A 22,947-nucleotide genomic window follows, 5' to 3' on the forward strand; every position below is an offset into this window, starting at 1 on the left:
CTAGGACCGTCCGGGGACCTTCGCCTTCAGCTTCGCCCCTGCGCTTTGAGCGAACCGCAGCCCGTCACGAGCCAGTGGCATGGCGCGGGAGTACAGCGGATATAGCGGCGAGAGGGGTTTGTCCCAGGTCCCCGCCAGCTGGTTTTCATGTTTCGCCCAGCCCATCTTGAACTTCGAGACGCCGTCGTTCAATAGCCCGTTGAAGTCGTAGCGCACTGCGCCCCGTTCCTTCATGGCCTGGATGGCCAGCCACTTCAAGGCGTAGTTGGCGCGCAGTTGCTCGCCCTCGGCGGTCATCCCGCCGTAGAGCTCGAAGACCGTGTGATCGCTGCATGACAGCCAGAGGAATGCCACGACGTCATCACCCTTGAAAGCGGCGAACACCGGCGAGGCGGCGCCGAGGTTGTCGAAGATGTCCAGGTAGTAGCGGTCTTCGTGGATGCCGAAGCCGGCCCGCTCGGCCGTCTGCCGGTACACCGCAAGGCATTCGGTCAGCTCGTCGCGGGTCACCTCACGGTAATCGAGATCCTCCCGGCCGGATTTCCTGATGTATTGCCTGTGCTTCTTACTCATCTCGGCAAGCAGCTCATCCTCGGACTGGGTGAGGTCGAGAATGAGGGTACGGCCAATCAGGATGGTGTTCCCGGTGCTGCGCCATCCTGCGGCGGCCAGCGCCGCCGCAGGGGCGGTGGTTGATTCCCAATCCGGTTCGATGCTCAACGCCACCGCGCGGTGTGCCTGACGGACGTAGACCTCGAGCGCCCGCAGGACCTCGGCGTCGCGGCCGGGGGTGGTCTGCGGACCGCGCGGGCAGTACGCGAGAGCCCTGAACGGCAGGGGAAGTTTGCGGAGGAGGACCTGGGCGCAGCCCACCAGCACGCCGTCGTCCTGCACCAGGACCCGGTCGACACTCCAGCCATGGGAGGCCTTGGTCTTGCCCCAGCCCCACAGCTGCTGGGGGTGCCCACGCAAGGCGTTGACGGCGGCGTCCCACCGGGACTCGTCGGTGCACTGCACAACAGTAAGGGTCATGCCCTCAACCCTAGCGTTGATCGCCGTGCACCCTCGGCGACCCCTGTACAGTGCTACCCCAAAAGCGCTACCTCAGACGGTCTACTTCAGACGGGCGTAGCTCTCCCATTTGTGGGCCTGGTGCTCGCCGTCGACCACCCGGATGGTCCCGGACTTGGACCTCATCACGATGGACTGGGTGAGAACTTTCCCCTTGTTGTAACGCACCCCGCGCACCAGGTCACCGTCGGTGATACCGGTTGCGGCGAAGTAGCAGTTGTCACTGGTCACCAGGTCGGAGGTGGACATCACGCGGTCGAGGTCGTGGCCCGCGTCGATCGCCTTCTGCTTTTCCTCGTCGCTGGTGGGCCACAGCCGACCCTGGATGACACCGCCCAGGGACTTGATCGCGCAGGCCGCGACGATCCCCTCGGGGGTGCCGCCGATACCCATCAGGGCGTCGACGTCGGTCCCCTCGCGGGCGGCAGCGATGGCCCCAGCCACGTCGCCGTCCATGATGAACTTGGTGCGCGCCCCGGCGGCACGGATCTCATCGACCAGGGGGCGGTGGCGGTCGCGGTCGAGGATCATCACGGTGACCTGGTTGACCGACTTTCCCTTCGCCTTGGCGATCAGGTGCAGGTTCTGCTTGACCGGTAGGCGCAGGTCAACCATGTCGGCGGCCTCGGGGCCGGTGACCAGTTTCTCCATGTAGAACACTGCCGACGGATCGAACATGGTGCCGCGCTCGGCGACGGCGAGGACTGCGATCGCGTTGTTGATCCCGAGGGCGGTCAGGCGGGTGCCGTCGATCGGGTCAACTGCTACATCGCACTCTGGACCGCTACCGTCCCCGACCCGCTCGCCGTTGAACAGCATTGGGGCCTCGTCCTTCTCGCCTTCACCGATGACCACCACACCGTTGAAGTGGACTGTTGAAAGCAGCGAGCGCATGGCGTCCACTGCGGCGCCGTCGGCCTTGAGCTTGTCGCCGTAGCCCACCCAATGGCCGCCAGCAATGGCCGCTGCCTCCGTGACGCGCACCAGCTCCAGCGCCAGGTTGCGGTCCGGCTCGTCGTCGCCGACTGCCAGTGAGCGGGAAAGCGTTGAATACTGGGCTGATTTGGCGGTATCGGACACGTCAATCCTCATCGTCGAAGCGGTGCTGTGCCATTGCTGGCGAAAGCTGCGGGACTTATCCCCTGCGCCCAATCATAGTGGCCCTTCGCAGATGGGGACCATGCGGGAGGGCGGAGTCGTTTAGGCGGGCACCCCCGGTATGGTGGAAAATGGACCGGTGAGCAACCTCCAGCCCGGATCATCAGAAAGCCCCGTCGACGGCGACCCGCGTGTGACGACTGACCTGCGCCGTGACACCGAACCGCAGGTTACACCGGTCCTGACCCCGAAGCAGGCGAAGCGGGCCAATTCGACGGTCGTCGGCATGCTCATCGCGATTGCCGCCACCTTTGGGCTCGTTCTTCCGGTCCTGTTGTTGAACCCCACCCACACCGCAGAAACCTACACTCGGGACATCGACGTGCAGAATGTCTCGGCCGAGGCTACCGATAGCGCCGGGTACGCTCCGCTGGCGCCCGAGCTTCCCGAGGGCTGGACCGCCAACTTTGCCCGCTGGAACGCTGGGGGCAGCGACGGCGTCCCGTTCTGGGAGGTGGGCTATCTCACCCCTGAGCAGCAATTTATCCAGCTCACGCAGACCGATAGTGCCAACCCCACCTGGACGGCCCAGCGGCTCGATGAAGCTCAGATCTCTGGGCAACGCACCATCGAAACCCTGGACTGGGAGTTGCTGGATAGTTCATCGGGCGACTCGTTCCTCACCACCGAGACCGGTGACTTCACTTTGATCCTCAACGGGACCGCCGATCTGGCGGAGTTTGACGTGCTTGGTACCGCCATCGTCGGGGACCTTGACTCCCCGTAGTCTGCAATCCGTGCCCTAAATCGGCGTAAGGTGGGGGCGTGGACAACCAATCGACTCCCGCTCTGGCCTGGCAGCGACTCCGCGAAGGAAACGTGCGATTCGTTTCCGGGCAGTCATCGCACCCTAACCAGGATGCCCTGCACCGCGCCTCGCTGGTAGACACCCAGCATCCTTTCGCTGTCATCTTCGGCTGCTCGGATTCCCGGCTGGCGGCCGAGATTATTTTCGATCTCGGCCTCGGTGACGTGTTCGTGGTGCGCACGGCAGGTCAGGTGATCGACGACGCCGTCCTGGGATCCCTCGAGTTCAGTGTCAGCGTGTTGAACGTCCCCCTGATCGTGGTACTCGGACATGACCGCTGCGGAGCTGTGTCGGCGACCATTGACGCCCTCGACTCTGGTGTGATGCCGGTGGGCTTCCTGCGCGAACTGGTGGAGCGGATCACTCCTTCGGTCCTCACATCCCGACGCAACGGCGTCACCGACATCAACGCCACTGTCGTGGAACACATCAAGCAGACCTCCCAGCGCATGGTCGATTCCTCGCGGGTCATCGCCAACGCCGTCGAGCAGGGTTCAACAGCGGTGATCGGTGTTACCTACCGGCTGGAGGACGGCATCGCCGAAATCGTTTCCGGATTTGGTACCTCGTAGTCCCACCGGCAAGAATTGGCGCATGACTCAAACGCCTGGATCCGACGCCGAATTCCGTATCGAACACGACACGATGGGGGAGGTCCGGGTTCCGGTCAATGCCCTGTACCGCGCACAGACCCAGCGTGCAGTGGAAAACTTCCCGATCTCGGGCACCCGCCTCGAGCGAGCGCACATCGAGGCACTGGCCCGGATCAAGAAGGCCGCTGCCACTGCCAACGCGGAACTGGGAGTGCTCGATGACGAGCGGGCCCGGGCCATCGAGGCTGCTGCCGAAGAGGTGGCACAGGGACTCTACGACGGCGACTTCCCGGTCGACATCTACCAGACGGGCTCCGGCACCTCGTCGAACATGAACATCAACGAGGTCATCGCCACGCTGGCCAGCCGGGCATTGACCGCCGCCGGCAGCGAAACCTCGGTCCACCCGAACGATCACGTCAACGCCTCTCAGTCCTCGAACGACGTCTTCCCCACCTCGGTCCACGTCGCGGCGGCGTCCGCGCTCACCAAGGACCTGATTCCGGCCCTCGAACACCTAGCAGCATCCCTTGAGCGCAAGGCTAAGGAGTTCAAGGCTGTGGTTAAATCCGGCCGCACCCACCTGATGGATGCCACACCGGTCACCCTGGGCCAGGAGTTCGGTGGGTACGCCGCCCAGGTGCGGTACGGCGTGGAGCGCATTAAGGCGTCCCTCCCCCGGGTCGCCGAGGTGCCGTTGGGCGGCACGGCCGTCGGCACGGGCATCAACACACCGGCCGGCTTCCCGGCGCGGGTGATCGAACTGCTGGCCAACGACACCGGCCTGCCCCTGACCGAGGCCCGCGACCACTTTGAGGCTCAGGCGAACCGTGACGGCCTGGTCGAGGTGTCGGGGATGCTGCGCACCATCGCCGTGTCACTGACCAAGATCAACAATGACCTGCGCTGGCTCGGCTCCGGCCCCAACACGGGCCTCGGGGAGATCGCCCTGCCCGATCTGCAGCCGGGATCCTCCATCATGCCGGGCAAGGTCAACCCCGTGATCTGCGAGGCGGTCATCATGGTGTGCGCCCAGGTGATGGGCAACGACGCAACGGTGGCCATCTCGGGAACCAATGGCGCGTTCGAACTGAACGTCGGCATCCCGGTCATCGCCCGCAACCTGCTGGAATCGGTGCGGCTGCTGAGCACGTCCACCCGGGTGATGGCCGACAAGATGATCGACGGCATTACCGCCAACGAGGAGCGCGCCCGGTTCCTGGCCGAGGCGTCCCCCTCGATCGTCACACCGCTGAACAAGTACATTGGCTACGAAAATGCGGCGAAAATCGCGAAGAAAGCTGTAGCCGAGGGGCTCACGGTCCGCGAAGCCGTCGTCGCCCTCGGATTTGTCGAGCGCGGGGAGCTCACCGAGCAGCAGCTCGATGATTCCCTCGACGTGCTGTCCATGACCCGCCCGCCGCAGTAGATTCCGGGCGCCGGCTAACGGACGAAGTGCGGGACCCCGTCGGCAGCGAGCGCTGACTCGATCAGTTGCCGGTGCCTGTCGTTTAGCTCCGGCAACTGATCGAGGGCGAACCAGCCGACGTCGGTGGATTCGTCGTCGTTCACGCCTGCCACCCCCGCCACGTACCGGCAGCTGAAGTCAGTGTTGAGGAAGGTGCACACGTCCCCATTGGGGAAGGTTACCGGACCCACCACCTCGACCCGGAGCAAATGCTCGACCCGTGCCGTCACCCCGGTCTCCTCGAAGATTTCGCGCACAATCCCGGGGGCGGGTTCCTCACCCGGCTCCAGGATGCCCGTGATGATTGTCCACTGCCCGTTGTCGGTGCGCTTCCCCAGCAGCACCCGGCCGTGGTCGTCGAGCACCACACCACCGACGCCGGGAAGCCAGAGTGGCCCGTGCCCGATTTTCTCGCGCAGGGACAGAATGAAGTCAGGGATAGGCATGGGTTCAGCCTAGCGAGGGCATGGTCATTGCCAGCGCAGCCCCGGCAATCATGAACGGGCCAAACGCGATTACCGATTTCAGGGTGCCACGGCGGAGAACCATCAGTACCAGCCCCCAGAGCGCGCCAAACCCAAACGCGGCAATCGTCGCCCACAGGAGCTGGCTCCAGCCGACGAACCCCAGATAGAGCCCCAGCAGCCCGGCGAGCTTGACGTCCCCAAACCCCATGCCCGCCGGGTACACCAGGCGCAGCAGAAAGTACGCCAGCCAAAGCACTACCGATCCCCCGGCCATGGTGATCACCCTGGCCCCCTCCCCGGCCAGTAGGGCAGCCACTCCCAACAGCAACCCGGCAATCGGGTAGGCCGGGAGGATGATCCGGTTCGGCAGCAGGTGGCTGCGGGCGTCGATGACGCTCAGCCACACGCCGACCACCCCGAAGACCACCAGTGCCAGCGCGAGGAGTGCCGCGGCCGCCGGACTGTCCGCAAGGTTCCTGACGAAAATGTCGGTCATGGAAACCACGGTAGTTGACCCCCGCTGAGGCTCCTATAGCGGCGGTTACACTGTGGATATGTCGGCAACACACAGCGGATCTCCCGCAGCCACCTTCCGGTCGCTCTGCAGATCCTCCCCCTGGAAATGGGAGACCCTGCGGTTCGCTGTGGCCTGGCGCCGGCCCGAGGGAGACACCCGGCCGCTCAAGGCCTGGCTGCGTCGGCCAGCGGCGCTCCGGGTCGAGGACGACGACGGCGTACTCCTGCACAGCAGCACCGGCACGTCAGGCTCTCGGGATGCCCTCTATGTAAGCGCCACCCGGAAATCCTGGCTGCTCGCGCCCCGGCTCATTACCCCGGTATACAACGACGTCGGTTTTGTGCTCCGGCGACCGGATGCTGCCTATGGTGAACCAGCGTTCGGCGACCCCCGCTGGGCGGCGATGCTGGACCCGGTCGAGTTTGCAGGGAATGCACCGGTCGCTTTCGAATCACCCTTCGCCAACCGGGTGGAACTGGAAAATATTGTCGAGGAAGTCTTTGAGGGGCGGCCCGTCCTCAGTGCGACGGCCACCCCCAACCTCTCCTACCAACCGTTTACCCCGGGCTACCCCCTGATCGGACGCGGCCACACCGAGGTCAAGGTGGATGTGGGGACGGGCATCTGCGTGTCTACCCTTGCCCTTGACGGGCCGTTCGCCGGGGGCGGGCACCGGCTGCGTATCCTGGGTGTCGACGAGTACCTGGTCGATGACCACTTCGTGGACTCCGTGATGAGCCCGACTGACGTCACCGCGCACATCCCGTGGGATGTGTCCTGACCCTCAGCCCTCAGCGCACCGCCCCTGATCGTAACCCAGCTAGATTTCGGCGCCCTCCAGAAGTTCAGTGACGAGCGCGGCAATGGGGGACCGCTCGGATCTGGTCAGCGTGATGTGGCCGAACAGCGGGTGACCTTTCAGGGTCTCGACTACTGCGGCGATCCCATCATGGCGCCCCACCCGCAGGTTGTCGCGCTGAGCCACATCGTGGGTGAGCACGATCCGAGAGTTCTGACCGATCCGGCTCATCACCGTGAGCAGCACGTTCTTCTCCAGCGACTGCGCTTCGTCGACGATGACGAACGAATCATGCAGGCTACGGCCCCTGATATGGGTCAGCGGCAACACTTCGAGCATGCCGCGGTCCATCACTTCCTCCACCACTTCCTGTGACACCAGCGCTCCCAGGGTGTCGAAGACAGCCTGGGCCCTCGGATTCATCTTCTCGCTCTCGCTGCCGGGAAGGTATCCCAACTCCTGGCCGCCGACCGCGTACAGCGGCCTGAAGACGACCACCTTCCGGTGTTCCCGGCGTTCCAGGACGGCCTCCAGCCCGGCGCACAGCGCCAGCGCCGACTTTCCGGTGCCCGCGCGGCCGCCCATTGACACGATCCCCACCTCGGGATCCATCAGCAGGTCAATCGCCAGGCGCTGCTCGGCGGACCGGCCGTGGAGTCCGAAAACGTCCCGGTCCCCCCGCACCAGCCGCACCTGCTTGTCCGCTCCCACCCGACCAAGCGCCGACCCACGGAGGGAATGCATCACCAGCCCAGTGTTGGCTGGCATTTCGGCAGCTTCGGGCAGGAATACTGGTTGGTGGTCGTACAGCGCGTTGACGTCGTCTTCCGCGACATCAAGTTCGGCGACGCCGGTCCACCCCGAGTCCTTGACCAGTTCGTTGCGGTACTCATCAGCCTTCAGGCCCATCGCCGACGCCTTGACCCGCATCGGCAGGTCCTTCGACACCACTGTGACGTTCCGGCCCTCGTCCGAAAGATTCTTGGCCACGGCAAGAATCCGGGAGTCGTTGTCGCCGGCCCTGAATCCGGCCGGCAGCACTGCCGGCGAAATGTGGTTCAGCTCTACCCGCAGCGTTCCGCCCTCTTCCCCGAGAGGGACCGCCCGGTTGAGCCCGTGGTGCTGCACCCGCAGGTCATCGAGGAACCGCAACGCCTTGCGGGCGAAATACCCCAACTCGGGGTCGTCGCGTTTGGCCTCCAACTCGCTGATGACGACGATCGGCAGGATCACCTCGTGTTCGGCAAACCGCGTGATAGCCAGCGGATCCGAGAGCAGCACCGACGTGTCTACGACGTAACTCCGGCTACCCAGGCTTTCGACCGACGAAAGGCCCGCCTCGGCAAGGATTATGTCGTCATCCGTGCTGGTGCGGGCCTCGTTGGTGGCTGCCGGAGGGAGGGTGTGGCCTGAGTCAAATGAACGCTGTGGTGTGTCAGATATGGCCATGTGGACTCCATTGGCGGGGCGTGCAATCCCCGACTTGTTATGGGGTGGGCAAGACAGTGAGGCCGTGAGGCCTGGCACGGCCTCCCCTGACGTTGGCGCTGTGCTGATCCGCGCTGTGCTGATCTGCGCTGTTCGCTGCATCGGTAGCCTCCCGACCAGTCGGCAATGGGTGCCTCCTGATGGAGTCGAGAATACGCCCGGCAATGGCGTCGAGGGGACCTGATGCGGCGTGTCGAAGAAGAATTTGCCGTTAACTTCTAGCCGCCGAAACGCCGCTGCCGCCGTCCGTAATCACGCAGCGCGCGCAAGAAGTCCACCCTACGGAAATCGGGCCAGAGCGCCTCGCAGAAGTAGAACTCGCTGTAGGCGCTCTGCCACATAAGGAACCCGGACAGACGTTGTTCTCCCGAGGTACGAATGACCAGATCCGGGTCAGGCTGCCCGCGGGTGTAGAGAAAGGACGAGATCTGCTGATCGGTCAGCCCTTCGGCGACATCCTCCAACGACCCGCCTTTCGACGCCGCGGCACGCATCAGTTCCTTGACTGCATCGACAATTTCCCGACGCCCGCCGTAGCCGACGGCCACATTCACATGCAGGCCGTCGATCTCCCTGGTCTGGGTGGCGAGGGAACACAGCTTGGCAGCGAGGTTGTCGGGCAACAGTTCGAGGGCTCCCACCGGCTGCACCCGAACCCGGTTGCTTTCCCCCAGCCGGTCGAGGGTGTTGGCGATGATATCGAGGAGCTGCTCAATCTCCTCCGGGGAACGGCTCATGTTGTCGGTGGAAAGCATATACAGCGTCACCACTTCGACGCCGAGCTCCTCGCACCAGCCCAAAAACTCGTGAATCTTGTCGGCGCCAGCCTGATGTCCATCCCGGGTGGGCGCTCCGGCCAACTTGGCCCACCGCCGATTGCCGTCGACCATCACGCCAATGTGGTGCGGGATCCGGTCAGAATTCAGGGACCGCTGTAGCCGGCGTTCATAGAAGTTGTAGGCGAATCCTGGGAACTTCACTGGGCGGTTCACCTGTCCCTCTTCCTTTCGTCTTCCGGCTGCACCAACTGGAGGTCGGGTAGGTTCACTCCTACGGTACCGCCAAGGACCCGCTGCACCGCCGACGGCGCCCGGCTGGTGCTCCCACATCCTCACCATGTCGGCGCTACCGGTCGGTAACTTAGGCCCATTGCCGGTTAGAATTGACGCATGACCTCGACTACTCCAGGCGCCCTGAAGCCGAAGCTGCGGGGCTGGCTTCATGCAGGAGCGACACCGCTGGCGCTGGCCGCCGGGATCGTCCTGATCGCGGTAGCCCCCACCGCGGCCGGCAAGATCACCTCGGCCATCTACGCACTCACCGGGGTCCTGCTCTTTGGCGTGAGCGCCGTGTATCACACGGGCACCTGGACCGACCGCACCAGGGTGGTCCTGAAACGTCTTGACCACACCAACATCATGTTGGTAATCGCCGGCAGTTACACCCCGCTTGCGTGGGCACTCCTGGCACCCGAGAAGGCGACAGTGCTGCTTTGGGTGATCTGGTCCGGCGCTATCGCCGGAGTGCTCTTCAGGGTGCTCTGGGTAAATGCTCCCCGCTGGCTATATGTGCCCGTCTATGTGGCTCTGGGGCTCGCTGCCCTGTTCTACCTCCCCGACTTTTTCGCCGCCAGCCCCGCTGCATCCGTTTTGATCTGCATCGGCGGCGCCCTCTACATCGCCGGAGCGGTGTGCTACGCGCTCAAGCGGCCCAACTTCAGCGTGAACTGGTTCGGTTTCCATGAGCTCTTTCACACCCTCACCATCGCGGCGTTCACCGTTCACTTCATTGCGATCATGATTGCCGTTCTCAACCCGCTCTGAAGACCTGGTCCCGACGGCGCCACCTAAACCCTTCGCCGCCTGTTTCACACGGTCAGGGGGAACGGGTTCGCCATCCAAACCTTTGACTGCTGCGGCTACCCTGGTATCCGCAGCGGATCAGCGGTTCGCCGGCGGGTATCCCGGAGCGGTATCGGAACTCCTGGGTCCGCGGTCGCTGGGTCCGCGGTCGGTGCGGACCCGGTCGGCGCCGGTGCGGGTGCGGGAATCGCCGTCGTCGTCCTGCTCGCCCGCAGTGGCGTCCGCTGCGGCCGCCTCGTCCAGCATCCCCTGGTAGCGCACCCGCCGGATCCTCTTGGACATGTCGCGAATCAGAAAGATCACGGCTATCACCATCATCAGCGTGAAGATGAACCCCCACAGACCAGGGGTCACCTGGCTGGGGTCCAGTCCCGGCCTGAGCCCGTCCTCTTGATTGGGGGCGGGGCTCACGGCGGACACCAGATTGAGCAGGTAAGACACAATGCACCACTTTCAGAGGAACGGCGGGCAGCGTGACCCACCCTACCTATTCTATGCCAGTGAAGAAGTCAGACTCGGGCAGTGTGGCCTCAACCCGGGAGTGAATCAGTGAATAGTCCTCCCACGGCCAGACTTTCCGCTGCAACTCCGACGACACGGCAAAGAAGAACCCCTCCGGGTCCACCTGGGTGCGGTGGGACAGCAGGGCCTGGTCACGGTGGTCGAAGAACCCGCCACACTCGATTTGGGTGGTGGTTTCATGGGTTGGTGCGGGCGCCTGGTGGCCTTCCGAGTCGGCTTCCAGCCACGTAGCAATCCGGGCGGCATAGGGCGACTGCAGCCCGGCTTCCTCCAGGGCGTTGTGTAGGGCGTGGAATCGTTCGGGATTGAAAGCGCGATCGTAGTACAGCTTGGACGGGGCCCAGGGCGCCCCTGTGCCGGGGTACCGCTCGGCGTCGCCCGCTGCGTGGTAGGCCTCGACCGCCACCCTGTGCGCCATGATGTGGTCGGGGTGGGGGTAGCCGCCGTTCTCGTCGTAACTCAGGATCACGTGCGGACGGAACTCGCGAATCAGTTTGACCAGCGGGGCGGCCGCGCGCTCCAGCGGTTGCAGGGCGAAGCACCCGAAGGGCAGCGGCGGGAGGGGGTCTCCCTCCGGCAGGCCGGAGTCGGCGAAGCCCAGCCACCGCTGGCGGATGCCAAGCGCCGTGGCAGCGCTCGCCATCTCGATTCGTCGGAGCCCGGCCAGGTCCCGCAGTGCGTGCGGTTCGCCGGCGATCTTCTCGTTGAGGATGTCGCCGCGTTCACCGCCGGTGCAGGTGGCAACGAGGACGTCGACGCTGTCGGCCGCGTAGCGTGCCATGGTGGCGGCGCCCTTACTCGACTCATCGTCCGGGTGGGCGTGGACCGCCAGCAACCGGAATCCCCGGCCGAGGGCTGGCGCACTGGAGGATGAGGTGTTTTCCGGGCTGGGCAATTACTGCTCCTGTGATTTCGGCTATCGCTTTAGGCAATAAAATCCGGCGGGGATAAAATGGGGTGCGATGGATACCAACCAACCGCCAGTATCAAGAGTAGCCAATCGCTACGGCACCCCCAAGCCGGGAATTCCCGGGCGGACCAGGAAGCGGATCATTTGGGCCACTCTGGCGGTCGCTGTGGTCGCCACGGCCCTGTTTAGCCTCCAGACATCTATCCCCGAGGTGGCGAGCAAGGACGTTGGCTTCAGCATTCAGGACCCCGGTAATGCCACGGTGGATTTCGATGTGACCAAGGCACCCGACGCCAGTGTGCAGTGCGCCGTCCAGGTGCTGAGCGAGACCTATGCAGTGGTCGGGTGGGATGTGGTGGAGATTGGTCCCAACGATACCGATGAGGGGACCGACGGCGGACGGACTACCGCGCACCGGGCGAAGCTCCGTACCGAATCCGAAGGCGTCTCCGGCGGGGTCAACGCCTGCTGGGTGCTGGAAGAGCCCTCCTCGTCCTAGGCCCTCCTCCAAGGCTGTAACGTCTCAGTTTCGCTACGTTTCAGGCCGCACCCCCCTGCGCTCCCTTGGGATATGTCGGGCATCACGACTACACTGGGGGTAAGACGTTCGGCTCCCCCAACCGGTGATCAGCGGTGTATGTGGTCATCCCAGGGTGGGGCCTTTATTTGTTGCTGAGCCTGCTTACAGCACCTTGTGCAGGCTGCCACCATGCCGGAACCACTGAGCTGACGGGTTTCGGACCTAGCTAAGGAGATGCCCGTGTCCACCAACAGTGCACCTGTCGCATGGCTTACCCAGGAGTCCTACGACCGCCTCAAGGCCGAACTGGAACAGTTGTCCGGTCCCGGCCGGACCGAGGTTGTCGCCCGCATTGAGCAGGCCCGGTCCGAGGGCGATTTGAAGGAAAACGGCGGCTACCACGCAGCCAAGGAGGAACAGGGCAAGTCTGAGGCGCGCATCCGCCAGCTGACGGCCCTGCTTGAGAGCGCCCACGTGGGCGAAGCCCCGGAGGACAACGGAATCGTTGAGCCCGGCATGCTGGTGCACGCCAAAATTGCCGGCGACGACGCCACGTTCCTGCTCGGCAGCCGCGAGGTCGCTGGCGACACCGACATCGACGTCTACAGCGAGAAGTCTCCCCTGGGAGCAGCTATCCAGGGCAAGAAATCGGGTGACAAGGTCACCTACACGGCCCCGAACGGCAAGTCGATCGACGTCGAGGTACTGTCGGCCACACCGTACGTAGGCTAGAACTGCAGTGGCGCGGCTACCGCGCCGGTGACTGCCGACGGCGGTCCGTCCCACCCGGGACGGGCCGCCGTCTCAGTATCAGGGCGGCAAGGACTCCCCCGAGCGCCCCGAAGAGGTGCGCCTGCCAGGACACGTTGGAGCCAACGCTGGGCAGAATCCCCCACAGGATTGAGCCGTACATCAGAAACAGCACGCCGGCCAGCAGGATCTGCCGGAGGCTGCGGTTGTAGAAGCCTCTGACGATCAGGTAGGCGAACAAGCCAAAGACCACGCCCGAAGCGCCGATGGTGAGTCCTCCACCAAAAATCCACACCCCCAGCCCCGAGGCTAGCCAGCTAGCGGCGACCGCAACGACGAAGCGCCTGGTCCCCTCCAGAAACGTCAGGAACCCGAGTACCAGCAGCGGCAGCGTATTGCTCAGGAGGTGACCGAATCCCGCGTGCAGCAACGGCGCAAACACCACGCCGTCCAGCCCCGCCAGCTCCCGTGGATCGATCCCCAGCCAGCCGATCAGTCGGGCACCGGTCAGTACATTGATCAGATGGACGACCCAGAGCAGCACGGTAAACGCGCCGACCAGCAGCAATCCTTTGCGGGCCCGCGCCGCGAGCAAGCTCAACCCTCGATAACCATGGGCTGAAAGCCTTCGGCCCGCAGGTTGTGCAGGATGAGATGGCAGTGTTCCTCACCTTTGGTTTCCATGTTGATGGTGATGGCGACGTCCCCCATACTGATCGACCCGCCCACCCGCGTGTGATCGACGCCGGTCACGTTGGCATCGGATTCAGCGATGATGCGGGAAATGGTGGCCAGGGAGCCCGGCCGGTCATCCAGGAGCATCCGCACCACCAGGTATCTGCCCGCCGCGGCGAGACCGCGCTGGATGACCTTCAGCATCAGCATGGGGTCGATATTGCCGCCCGAGAGGATGACAGCGGTATTGCCGGGCGACGCACCGTTCTCGGTTAGCTTGCCATCCAGCAGCGCTGCAACGCCCACAGCACCAGCGGGTTCAACCACCATCTTGGAGCGTTCGAGCAGAAAAATCAGGGCGCGCGCCAGCGAATCTTCGGTGACGGTGACAACGTCGTCAACGAGTTCCCTGATGATGGAAAAGGGGAGCTGGCCCGGCCGCCCGACGGCAATACCATCGGCGATGGTGGACACCTTGGTCAACGGCACCAACGCATCGGCCGCCAATGACGGTGGGTAGGCGGCAGCGTTCTCCGCCTGCACGCCGATGATCCTGATTTCCCGCCCCAGTTCGCGCGCCCGGGCCTTGACGGCGACAGCGACGCCGGCCAGGAGACCACCGCCGCCCACCCCCATCAGGATGGTGTCGACGTCGGGCACCTGTTCGAGAATTTCCAGGCCGATAGTCCCCTGTCCGGCTACCACGTCAACGTTGTCGAAGGGGTGCACAAACACGGTGCCGGTCTCCTCGGCGTACCGCTTGGCTTCGGCGAGCGCTTCATCCACGTTGTGCCCGTGCAGCACCACCTCCGCGCCGTGGCCACGGGTCGCCGCCAGCTTGGGCAGGGCGACACCGAGCGGCATGTAAATGCGTGCCTTGATACCGAGACGCGCCGCAGCGACGGCCACCCCCTGCGCGTGGTTACCGGCGGATGCGGCAACCACACCCCGGACACGCTCGGCGTCGGAGAGCCTCGCCATCCGGACATAGGCACCGCGGATCTTGAACGATCCTGCCCGCTGCAGGTTCTCGCACTTCAACGACACGTTGGCGCCGATCAGCCGCCCCAGAGCCCTCGATTCCTCGATGGGCGTGCGGGCAATGACGCCATCCAGCAGTTTCTGCGCGGCCTGGACATCGTCGAGCGTCACCGCGAGATCAAGAAGATCAGTCACTGGGGGGCCTTTCGTGGTGCTTCACTGTCAGTGGTTCTTCACTGTCATACGGATCGATGTGGGGTTGGTGCCCGGGCGGTGCGGGGAGGTCGGCGGGTGGGGGCGGCACGCCACCCACCGCGGGATCGGTTTCCCAGGAGCGGGCAGCAATGTACCGCACCACGGTATTCACCACGGCAAGGAGCGGCACCGAGAAGAGTGCCCCGGGGATGCCGGCGATCAGTGTTCCGCCGGCGACCGCGAGGACCACGGCCAGGGGATGCAGCGACACCGCGGGGCCCATGATCAACGGTTGCAGGACATGCCCCTCCAGTTGCTGCACCAGCAGCACAATGGCGAGCATGATCAGCGCATTCACCCAGCCGTTGGCCACCAGGGCCAACAGCACCGCGACCAGCCCAGTGAACAGGGCTCCCACGATGGGGATGAAGGACCCGAGGAACACCAGGACGCTGAGCGGCAGAGCCAGGGGGACGCCGATCAGGGCGGCACCGGCGCCAATGCCCACCGCGTCGACGAAGGCGACGAGCATCTGCACCCGCACGTAGTTGGCCATGGACGACCAGCCGCGGCGGCCGGCGCCGTCGACGGCAGTTCGGGCGTCGCGGGGCATCAGGCCAACGATAAAACGCCAGATCCGCTCGCCCTCCAACAGGAAAAAAATCAGGGCGAAGACGGTCAGCAACGCTCCAGCGCCGAAGCTGCCTGCGCTGCTCCCCAGGGAAATTACCCCGGTCACGATGGTGCCGCTGTTGTTTTGGACGGCGTTGGCGCCCTCGTCAATGAACTGGTCTATCTGGATGGTCGTCAGACCCAGCGGCCCATCATGCAGCCAGCCCTGGACCTGCTGAATCCCCTCGACTGCCTCATCCCAGAGGTCGGCGAACCCAAGCGCGAGCTGTCGTCCGGCGAGCGCCGCCATCGACCCCACCAGACCGAGGAACACCACCACCGTGAGGGCGACGGCCAGACCGTTGGGAATCCTCGCCCTCCTGAGCAAACCCATCACCGGCAGCAGTAGGCTTGCCAGGAGGCCAGCCAGGAGAAGCGGGATGATCAGGAGCGAAATGTGGCCCAGGAGCCAGATCAATACTCCGGCCACCAGGATGATGAGCCCCACCCGCCAGGCCCAGGCGGCCGAGAGGCTCAGCGCATAGGGGACGTCCCGGGCGAACGCACGTTTCGGGACGTGGTCGGAGGCACCCTGAAGTGCTTCCGGGGACTTCCGCTGCGCGGGGCGAATCATGCTGCAATCTTTCCACACGTTCCTGACCGAATGACGCCGGATGACAGCCCCGGGGACGACGGTGAACGGTTTCCCCTAGTCGTCCGAACAATTATCGGATATGTTTGAAACTGTTTGAAAAAGTTACATTGGGAGGGTTGGATGCTGGCAGCTGAACGCCGGGACGCCATCGTCAACGAATTGGAGTCCAAACCGGCGGTGCGCGTCGCCTGGCTGGCGGAGCGGTTCGGGGTGTCCGACATGACTATCCGACGCGATATCGATGCTCTCGACGCCGCAGGTGCGTTGATCCGGGTCCACGGCGGCGCGACCCGCACGTCGGCACTCAGCGCGCTCGAACCGGGCTTCTCGACCAATTCGGACCGGCAGTCGGCAGCGAAGAAACTGATCGCGCAGGCAGCCAGCCGCCTGATCCGTCCCGGGATGACCATTGCCCTCACAGGCGGCACCACCGTGTACCAGCTCGCTGCTCTCCTTCCGGAGCACGGGCCGCTGACCGTACTGACCAATTCGCTGCCCGCCGCCGACCTGCTGCACAGCCTGGCCGCAGACCGGCACGGCGGGATCACCGTGCTCCTCACCGGTGGTGAACGGTCACCGTCGGAGGCACTGGTGGGTCCCCTCGCCACAGCGGCCGTTCGCAGTCTCAATGTGGATATCTGCTTCATGGGTGTCCACGGGATCCATTCCGCCGCCGGGATCACGACGCCGAACCTGGCCGAGGCTGACACCAACCGTGCCTTTGCGCAGCACTGCGCACGGCTGGTGGTTCTCGCTGACTCCACCAAGGTGGGAGTGGTCAGTCTGGCGCACATTGCCGACCTGTCCGAGCTCAATTGTGTGGTCACCGACGGTTCGACGAAGGTCCAACCCGGGGATGACGCCGTCGTCGTCGCCCCCGATCCCCTTGTCGAACTGGCCCTGCACACCACCCTGATCACCCCCAACACCGTTCCAGCCTAGGAAGCCCCATGACCCAGATCACCCCGACCCGGCTCTCAGACGGTCGTGAACTGATTTACTTCGACGCGTCGGACGCGTCCGCTGCCCTGCACCGGGACCCGACCGCCGTCGCTGATACCCGGGGGCTGCCTGCGCGCGGTGGTACCGGTGACGCGCGCTTCGACGCGCTCACCGGGGAGTGGGTGGCCGTCGCGGCGCACCGGCAGTCCCGGACGCATCTGCCGCCGGCGAATCAGTGCCCGCTGTGCCCCACCACCGAACACAACCAGTCGGAGATCCCGGCCCCGGACTATGAGGTGGTCGTGTTCGAAAACCGCTTTTCCTCCTTCGGGCCCTCCCTCGGCAGTCTCCCCGAGACCGCGGGGTGGGGCACCACTGCCCCCGCGCATGGCCGCTGCGAGGTGGTGGCATTCGACGCCGCCCATGAGGGTTCCTTCGGGTCGCTCACCCCTGCCCGTGCCCGGACCGTCGTCGATGCGTGGGCACACCGGACGGAGGCCCTCTCGGCGCTCGACGGGATTCGTCAGGTCTTCTGTTTCGAGAACCGGGGCGAAGACATCGGCGTCACGCTCCTGCATCCGCATGGGCAAATCTACGCCTACCCCTTCATACCGCCCCGCTCCGCCGTCATGGCCAGGGCGGCGCGGTCGTATTACGACGCCGTCGATGGGCGGGAAACACTGCTGGCGGGGATGCTGGCCGCGGAGCGGGAGTCCGGCGAACGCATGATCCTTGAGGGCGAACACTTCAGCGCCTACGTACCATTCGCCGCCCGCTGGCCGCTGGAGGTGCATCTGGTACCGCACCGCCAGGTTCCCGATCTGGCGGCCCTGGCCGACGATGAGCGCGACGAACTGACCACCATCTACCTGGACCTGCTGGGACGGGTCGACCGGCTCTATTCCACCCCCACCCCCTACATTGCGGCCTGGCACCAGGCCCCACTTGACAAAACCCTGCGCCCTGCGAGCCGGCTTCACCTGCAGCTCACCTCCCCGCGTAGGGCAGAGGACAAGCTGAAGTTCCTTGCGGGGTCGGAGGCCGCCATGGGCGCCTTCATCAACGACACCACTCCCGAGCAGGTGGCGGCCAACCTCCGGTCTGCGGCCGGGCCAACGCACGCCGCCAGGCCGACAGTGAAGGAAACCCCATGAAGCCTCCCGTGACGCCGCCAGCGACCGATCTCGCAGCAGCCTTCCTCGAACGGTTCGGCAGCAAACCGGCGGGTGTCTGGTCGGCACCCGGCCGGGTGAACCTGATCGGGGAGCACACCGACTACAACTCGGGCTTCGTGCTGCCCTTTGCCATCAACCAGTCAACGCGCGTTGCGGCTGCCCTCCGGACAGACCGGACGGTCCGGGTGGCGTCGACCTTCAGCGGCGGCGGCGACGTGACGGTCGAGCTCGACGGCCTGCAGCCGGGCAGCGTCGACGGCTGGGCAGCCTACCCGCTGGGGGTCCTGTGGTCGCTGGAGCAATTGGGGCATCGGTTGTCCGGGCTGGACCTGCTCATCGACTCAAACGTTCCGGTGGGGGCCGGCCTGTCCTCATCGGCGGCTATCGAGTGCGCCGTCGCCGTGGCAGCCAATGACCTGGCGGGCATCGGGTTAACGGCCCCCAAACTGGCGCTGGTGGGCCAGCGGGCCGAGAACGAAATGGTCGGTGCGCCAACCGGTGTAATGGACCAGTCGGCGTCGCTGCTCGGCCAATCCGGGCACGCAGTGTTCCTCGACTGCCGCAGTCTTGAGGCCCAACTGGTGCCTCTCCCTCTCGCCGAGGCGGGGCTGACCCTCCTGGTCATCGATACGCGGGTCAGTCATTCGCATTCAACCGGCGGCTACGCGGACCGACGCAGATCCTGTGAGCGCGGTGCCGAACTGATGAGGGTGTCCACGCTGCGCGACCTGCGGGTAGCAGACCTGGCAGAGGCCGCCGGTACTCTCGACGAGGAAACGTTCCGCCGAGTCCGCCATGTGGTGACCGAAAATGCGCGGGTTGAGGCAACGGTAGAGCTCCTGGCCACCAAGGGCCCGACGGCGATTGGACAGTTGCTCGACGCCAGCCATTCATCGATGCGGGACGACTTCGAAATTTCCTGCCCGGAACTCGACCTCGCCGTCGAATCGGCGCGGAGTAACGGCGCCCTGGGTGCCCGGATGACCGGGGGTGGGTTCGGCGGCGCAGCGATCGCACTGACATCCGATGACGACGTCGAACGCGTCACCGCCGCCGTGGAGGAGGCCTTCGGCGCAGCAGGATACGCTGCCCCCTCGATCTTCGCGGTGCTGCCGGCCGACGGAGCCAGGCGCATCGCCTAAACGCTCCGGTTCACCAAAATCGGCCGCCCTAAAGGGGACGGCGCCCGCAGCAGTCGCTGCGAACGCCGTCCTTTCAAGCTCCGGTGGTGCTGTGATTACTCGTTGCCACGCATGATGGCGATGACGCGGATGAACTCCACGTACAGCCAGACCAGGGTGACGGTGAGGCCGAAGGCCGCAGTCCACGAGTACTTCTGCGGGGCACCGTTCCGCACGCCGACGCTGATCGAAGTGAAGTCGATGACCAGTGAGAACGCCGCAAGGCCAATCGCAAAGATTCCGATGACCAACCCGAAGGGGATGTCAGTACCGGGGATGTTCGCGCCGCGGAGGCCCCAGGGATCCTGGCTGACACCGAAGAGCATCAAGCCGAGGTTGATCAGGCTGAACGCGGCGTAGCCGATGATCGCAATCATGAAGATCTTCATGCCCTTGGGCGATGCCCGCACCTTGCCGCTCCTGAATAGCACCAGGGTGACAGCGAAGACGGTCAGCGTGCCGAGCAGCGCCTGCAGGGCAATGTTCGGGTACATCGCCTCGAGGATCATGGTGAGACCGCCGACGAATAGGCCCTCAAGGAACGCGTAGCCAAGGATCAGCGCTGGGACTGGCTCGCGCTTGAACGAGTTGACCAGCCCGAGGACCAGTCCGCCGATCATGCCGACCACCATCAGCGGCACCGCAAGACCCGGGAACAGGAACGCTGGAACTGCCGCACCCAGCAAAACGACGCCGATGGACAGGATCGTCTTGACGATGACGTCGTCGAAGGTCATTCGCCCCAGCTCTGAGGGGCTGGCTGACGGCTGGTTGTACAGGTCCTCCATTTGGGTGGTGCTCATCGCGCTTTGGCCAGCGAGTGCCGTGGCTCCGAACCCTGCTGATCTGTTGCCGGCCGGATTGTCGCCGCGTGCAGCGGAACGGAAGTTCTTTCCGTTGAATACTGGGTTACCGCCTAGTGCCATGTGAACTAGTCCTCCAATGGGGCTGAATGTGTGTTTAACCTTACCAATTTCAACGCTCCCTGGGGCATTTTGTTCCCTTGCAGCAGAGCGCCTCACAACAGTCGTTATCTAATCGCTACCCGCCGGTAGCCATTTGGGTACCGGGCGAAACACTGCACGGGTAACATGAACTCACACTCGGTGACATGTGTCACAAGCCGTCCTTGCTCCGCCGGATCGCCGGTGGGGCAGCCCCATAGTGAGGTTCATAACTTGATAACCCGTCCGACGCCCGCGTGGATCAGGAGGCTGCTGGCTTTCACAGCCGGCGTCATAGCCATCCTGCTGCTCAGCGCCCCTGCAGCCCAGGGATACCACCCAGGGACCCCTGCCACCACTCCCAGCACGCTGGTATCGTCATCAGTTCCTGCTGGCCAGATCGTGGCACAGGAGTTCACGGATCGGATCAGCGGCGTTCTCAGGAACGCCGACGGCCCCCTTCCGGACGTCACCATCTCGGTGACGGGCAACGGGTTCGAGGGCGAAACCACCTCAGCCGCCAACGGATCCTGGTCCGTCGGTGTCCCGGAGCAGGGCGCCTACGAGGTGACCCTCGTCGAGGAGAGCCTCCCCGAGGGCACAGCTCTGGCTGAGGGACAAGCCAACCCCCGCACCGTCACCTTCACCGGGACCTCCAACGTCACCACGCTGTTCCTTTTTGGCGAGGGAATCGTCACGAATACCACCAGCTTCTGGGACACACTCGCTGAGCGTTCCCTTGCAGGGCTGAGCTTCGGCTTGCTGCTCGCTCTCAGCGCCGTCGGTTTATCCCTGATTTTCGGTACCACCGGACTGACCAACTTCGCCCACGGCGAGATGGTCACCTTTGGCGCTGTCGTCGCCTTCGGGTTTGCTGCCCTGGGGTTGCCCGTCTTCGTTGCCATCCCCCTGGCGGTGCTTTGTGGGGCCCTGCTCGGCTGGGTGCAGGATGCTGGTCTGTGGAAGCCGCTGCGACGCCGCGGTACGGGGCTGGTCCCCATGATGATCGTCAGCATTGGGCTCGCGCTGGCCCTGCGGTACATCATTCAGTTCAATTTCGGTGGCGCTACCCAGCAACTGCCCGGCGCCCAAAGCGCCCGCCTGGACTTCGGCCCGGTCTCCATTTCCCAAAACAACCTCAATTCGCTGCTGATCTCGCTGGTGATCATTCTGCTCGTCGGGTTCCTCCTGCTTCGCACCCGCATCGGTAAGGCCACCCGGGCCGTCTCGGACAACCCGGCTTTGGCAGCCGCGTCAGGCATCGACGTGGACCGGGTGATCCGGATCGTCTGGATGGTTGGTGGCGCCCTTGCTGCACTCGGCGGCATCCTTTGGGCGTACTACCGTCCCGGGGTCTCATTCAATATGGGTCAGCAGATCCTGCTGCTCATCTTCGCCGGCGTCGTCCTTGGCGGCCTCGGCACCGTGTTCGGCGCTCTCATCGGGTCCATCATCGTGGGACTGTTCGTTGAAATCTCCACCATCTGGCTGGAGGCCGACCTCAAATATGTGGGTGCGCTTCTAATCATGATTCTGGTCCTTCTGTTCCGGCCGCAGGGTATCCTCGGCCGCAAAGAGCGCGTCGGTTAGGGGCTCACACCATGGATTTCGGAAATATACTTGCACTCGCCTTCGGCGAAATGATCAGCCCCACCACCGCCGCCTACGCACTGGCCGCCCTCGGTCTGGCCGTCCACTTTGGCTACTCTGGTCTACTGAACTTTGGCCAGGCCGGCTTCATGGCGGTCGGCGCCTACGGCTACGCCATCTCGACGCTGACGTTCAACGCCCCCCTGCCGGTCGCCGTCCTGGTGGCGCTGACGGCTTCGGTGCTGTTCGCTCTCCTCCTGGGTATCCCCACGCTTCGTCTGCGGGCCGATTATCTGGCGATCGTCACCATTGCCGCAGCAGAGATCGTCAGGTACATCGTGACCACCAACGGACTGACGGATGTCACTGGGTCAGCCAACGGACTGGCCAACTTCGAGAATGGCTTCTTCGCATTGAACCCGCTGGCACCGGGGTCCTACAATGTGGGACCGATCGCGATGAACGAGCGCGACCTGTGGATCAGGATCGTGGGCTGGACCGTTGTGGCCCTTGCCTGCCTGACCGTCTGGTTGCTTATGCGCAGCCCGTGGGGCCGGGTCCTGAAGGGAATCAGGGAGGACGAAAATGCTGTGCGCGCCCTGGGCAAGAACGTCTACGCCTACAAGATGCAGGCCCTCGTCATTGGCGGCCTGCTCGGGTCCCTGGCCGGCATGATCTTCACCCTCCCCCGTGGTGCTGTGCAGCCTGCCAACTACGCCACCGAACTAACATTCTTCCTATACACCTGCCTCCTGCTCGGTGGCATGGCAACGGTTCTCGGCCCGGTGATCGGCGCGATGATCTTCTGGGTGGTCCTGTCGCTGACCCAGGGTCTGTTGTATGGAGCAATCGAAATTGGAGCCATTACCTTCCTGTCCAACGTGCAGGCCGGCCAGCTGCGGTACATCCTCGTAGGTGTTGCCCTGATGCTGCTGATGGTGTTTAGACCCCAGGGCGTCCTGGGTAACAAGAAGGAGCTGGCGTTCGCATGACCGAACCACAGGAACCGCAGCCGAATACCACCGGGGACCAGCGTCCCCCCAAGCACAGCGCAGCTGTGGCGG

24 protein-coding genes are annotated in these 22,947 nt (G+C 64.5%); 12 read left to right on the forward strand and 12 right to left on the reverse strand.

Features of this window, described 5'->3' with window-relative positions; genetic code table 11:
• Entirely contained in the window at positions 1 to 1,032 is a 1,032-nt protein-coding gene (locus tag ACX80A_RS12720) for a lipid II:glycine glycyltransferase FemX (protein ID WP_459260107.1), read from the reverse strand.
• Between the two features lie 81 nt (positions 1,033 to 1,113).
• Positions 1,114 to 2,163 carry a class II fructose-bisphosphatase gene (gene glpX, locus ACX80A_RS12725; RefSeq protein WP_459260108.1) on the reverse strand — a complete coding sequence of 350 codons (1,050 nt, stop codon included), beginning with the start codon at positions 2,161 to 2,163 and terminating at the stop codon, positions 1,114 to 1,116.
• A 145-nt stretch (positions 2,164 to 2,308) separates the two neighbouring features.
• On the opposite strand from glpX, the gene ACX80A_RS12730 reads away from it, so the two are divergent.
• From ACX80A_RS12730 to ACX80A_RS12740, 3 genes are read left to right on the forward strand one after another with little or no spacing between them, the layout of a single operon-like run.
• Entirely contained in the window at positions 2,309 to 2,956 is a 648-nt protein-coding gene (locus ACX80A_RS12730; RefSeq protein ID WP_459260109.1) for a DUF4245 domain-containing protein, read from the forward strand.
• Positions 2,957 to 2,994: 38 nt separating this feature from the next.
• Positions 2,995 to 3,609, forward strand: coding sequence for a carbonic anhydrase (locus ACX80A_RS12735; RefSeq protein ID WP_459260110.1), 615 nt, complete (start codon positions 2,995 to 2,997; stop codon positions 3,607 to 3,609).
• A 22-nt stretch (positions 3,610 to 3,631) separates the two neighbouring features.
• Positions 3,632 to 5,059 (forward strand): class II fumarate hydratase, encoded by a 1,428-nt coding sequence (locus ACX80A_RS12740; protein ID WP_459260111.1) that lies wholly within the window; start codon positions 3,632 to 3,634, stop codon positions 5,057 to 5,059.
• 14 nt (positions 5,060 to 5,073) lie between these two features.
• Here the strand turns inward: ACX80A_RS12740 and ACX80A_RS12745 are convergent, their stop codons facing one another.
• Together ACX80A_RS12745 and ACX80A_RS12750 are read right to left on the reverse strand one after the other, a co-directional pair.
• Positions 5,074 to 5,544 (reverse strand): NUDIX hydrolase, encoded by a 471-nt coding sequence (locus tag ACX80A_RS12745; protein ID WP_459260112.1) that lies wholly within the window; start codon positions 5,542 to 5,544, stop codon positions 5,074 to 5,076.
• Between the two features lie 4 nt (positions 5,545 to 5,548).
• The gene (locus ACX80A_RS12750) at positions 5,549 to 6,061 is read right to left on the reverse strand and encodes a prepilin peptidase (RefSeq protein WP_459260113.1); all 513 of its coding nucleotides are present in this window, start codon (positions 6,059 to 6,061) and stop codon (positions 5,549 to 5,551) included.
• A 58-nt stretch (positions 6,062 to 6,119) separates the two neighbouring features.
• Between ACX80A_RS12750 and ACX80A_RS12755 the strand changes: the two genes are divergently transcribed.
• A complete protein-coding gene (locus ACX80A_RS12755; protein WP_459260114.1) occupies positions 6,120 to 6,863 on the forward strand; it encodes a hypothetical protein in 744 nt (247 codons plus the stop codon).
• A 39-nt stretch (positions 6,864 to 6,902) separates the two neighbouring features.
• Here ACX80A_RS12755 and ACX80A_RS12760 read toward each other — a convergent pair whose 3' ends face one another.
• A complete protein-coding gene (locus ACX80A_RS12760) occupies positions 6,903 to 8,330 on the reverse strand; it encodes a PhoH family protein (protein ID WP_459260115.1) in 1,428 nt (475 codons plus the stop codon).
• A 257-nt stretch (positions 8,331 to 8,587) separates the two neighbouring features.
• Positions 8,588 to 9,349 (reverse strand): isoprenyl transferase, encoded by a 762-nt coding sequence (locus tag ACX80A_RS12765; RefSeq protein WP_459260140.1) that lies wholly within the window; start codon positions 9,347 to 9,349, stop codon positions 8,588 to 8,590.
• A 189-nt stretch (positions 9,350 to 9,538) separates the two neighbouring features.
• Here ACX80A_RS12765 and trhA point away from each other — a divergent pair, with 189 nt between their 5' ends.
• Positions 9,539 to 10,192 (forward strand): PAQR family membrane homeostasis protein TrhA, encoded by a 654-nt coding sequence (gene trhA / locus ACX80A_RS12770; protein WP_459260116.1) that lies wholly within the window; start codon positions 9,539 to 9,541, stop codon positions 10,190 to 10,192.
• Positions 10,193 to 10,309: 117 nt separating this feature from the next.
• On the opposite strand, the gene ACX80A_RS12775 is transcribed toward trhA, so the two are convergent.
• The gene (locus tag ACX80A_RS12775; protein WP_459260117.1) at positions 10,310 to 10,672 is read right to left on the reverse strand and encodes a hypothetical protein; all 363 of its coding nucleotides are present in this window, start codon (positions 10,670 to 10,672) and stop codon (positions 10,310 to 10,312) included.
• A 46-nt stretch (positions 10,673 to 10,718) separates the two neighbouring features.
• On the reverse strand, positions 10,719 to 11,648 hold the full coding sequence (mca, locus tag ACX80A_RS12780; protein ID WP_459260118.1) for a mycothiol conjugate amidase Mca: 930 nt from the start codon (positions 11,646 to 11,648) through the stop codon (positions 10,719 to 10,721).
• A gap of 67 nt (positions 11,649 to 11,715) precedes the next feature.
• Here mca and ACX80A_RS12785 point away from each other — a divergent pair, with 67 nt between their 5' ends.
• Together ACX80A_RS12785 and greA are read left to right on the forward strand one after the other, a co-directional pair.
• Entirely contained in the window at positions 11,716 to 12,162 is a 447-nt protein-coding gene (locus ACX80A_RS12785; RefSeq protein WP_459260119.1) for a DUF4307 domain-containing protein, read from the forward strand.
• A 255-nt stretch (positions 12,163 to 12,417) separates the two neighbouring features.
• Positions 12,418 to 12,915 (forward strand): transcription elongation factor GreA, encoded by a 498-nt coding sequence (greA, locus tag ACX80A_RS12790; protein ID WP_459260120.1) that lies wholly within the window; start codon positions 12,418 to 12,420, stop codon positions 12,913 to 12,915.
• A 16-nt stretch (positions 12,916 to 12,931) separates the two neighbouring features.
• On the opposite strand, the gene ACX80A_RS12795 is transcribed toward greA, so the two are convergent.
• From ACX80A_RS12795 to ACX80A_RS12805, 3 genes are read right to left on the reverse strand one after another with little or no spacing between them, the layout of a single operon-like run.
• Positions 12,932 to 13,534: a rhomboid family intramembrane serine protease gene (locus ACX80A_RS12795; RefSeq protein ID WP_459260121.1), complete on the reverse strand. Its 603-nt coding sequence runs from the start codon at positions 13,532 to 13,534 to the stop codon at positions 12,932 to 12,934.
• Positions 13,531 to 14,784, reverse strand: coding sequence for a threonine ammonia-lyase (gene ilvA / locus ACX80A_RS12800; RefSeq protein ID WP_459260122.1), 1,254 nt, complete (start codon positions 14,782 to 14,784; stop codon positions 13,531 to 13,533). Before ilvA ends, ACX80A_RS12795 begins: the two co-directional genes overlap by 4 nt.
• The gene (locus ACX80A_RS12805; RefSeq protein ID WP_459260123.1) at positions 14,777 to 16,030 is read right to left on the reverse strand and encodes an AI-2E family transporter; all 1,254 of its coding nucleotides are present in this window, start codon (positions 16,028 to 16,030) and stop codon (positions 14,777 to 14,779) included. The genes ilvA and ACX80A_RS12805 overlap by 8 nt, the downstream gene beginning before the upstream one ends.
• A 141-nt stretch (positions 16,031 to 16,171) precedes the next feature.
• Between ACX80A_RS12805 and ACX80A_RS12810 the strand changes: the two genes are divergently transcribed.
• From ACX80A_RS12810 to galK, 3 genes are read left to right on the forward strand one after another with little or no spacing between them, the layout of a single operon-like run.
• Positions 16,172 to 16,993 carry a DeoR/GlpR family DNA-binding transcription regulator gene (locus ACX80A_RS12810; RefSeq protein WP_459260124.1) on the forward strand — a complete coding sequence of 274 codons (822 nt, stop codon included), beginning with the start codon at positions 16,172 to 16,174 and terminating at the stop codon, positions 16,991 to 16,993.
• Positions 16,994 to 17,001: 8 nt separating this feature from the next.
• Positions 17,002 to 18,147 carry a galactose-1-phosphate uridylyltransferase gene (gene galT / locus ACX80A_RS12815; RefSeq protein ID WP_459260125.1) on the forward strand — a complete coding sequence of 382 codons (1,146 nt, stop codon included), beginning with the start codon at positions 17,002 to 17,004 and terminating at the stop codon, positions 18,145 to 18,147.
• Positions 18,144 to 19,310: a galactokinase gene (galK, locus tag ACX80A_RS12820; protein ID WP_459260126.1), complete on the forward strand. Its 1,167-nt coding sequence runs from the start codon at positions 18,144 to 18,146 to the stop codon at positions 19,308 to 19,310. The genes galT and galK overlap by 4 nt, the downstream gene beginning before the upstream one ends.
• A 95-nt stretch (positions 19,311 to 19,405) precedes the next feature.
• On the opposite strand, the gene ACX80A_RS12825 is transcribed toward galK, so the two are convergent.
• Complete coding sequence (locus ACX80A_RS12825) at positions 19,406 to 20,275, reverse strand: Bax inhibitor-1/YccA family protein (RefSeq protein ID WP_459260127.1); 870 nt, start codon at positions 20,273 to 20,275, stop codon at positions 19,406 to 19,408.
• Positions 20,276 to 20,527: 252 nt separating this feature from the next.
• Between ACX80A_RS12825 and ACX80A_RS12830 the strand changes: the two genes are divergently transcribed.
• Both ACX80A_RS12830 and ACX80A_RS12835 read left to right on the forward strand, forming a co-directional pair.
• A complete protein-coding gene (locus tag ACX80A_RS12830; RefSeq protein ID WP_459260128.1) occupies positions 20,528 to 21,883 on the forward strand; it encodes a branched-chain amino acid ABC transporter permease in 1,356 nt (451 codons plus the stop codon).
• 11 nt (positions 21,884 to 21,894) lie between these two features.
• Positions 21,895 to 22,875, forward strand: coding sequence for a branched-chain amino acid ABC transporter permease (locus tag ACX80A_RS12835; protein ID WP_459260129.1), 981 nt, complete (start codon positions 21,895 to 21,897; stop codon positions 22,873 to 22,875).
• The last annotated feature ends 72 nt before the right edge of the window (positions 22,876 to 22,947 follow it).

Source organism: Arthrobacter sp. TMN-50, from assembly GCF_054511125.1.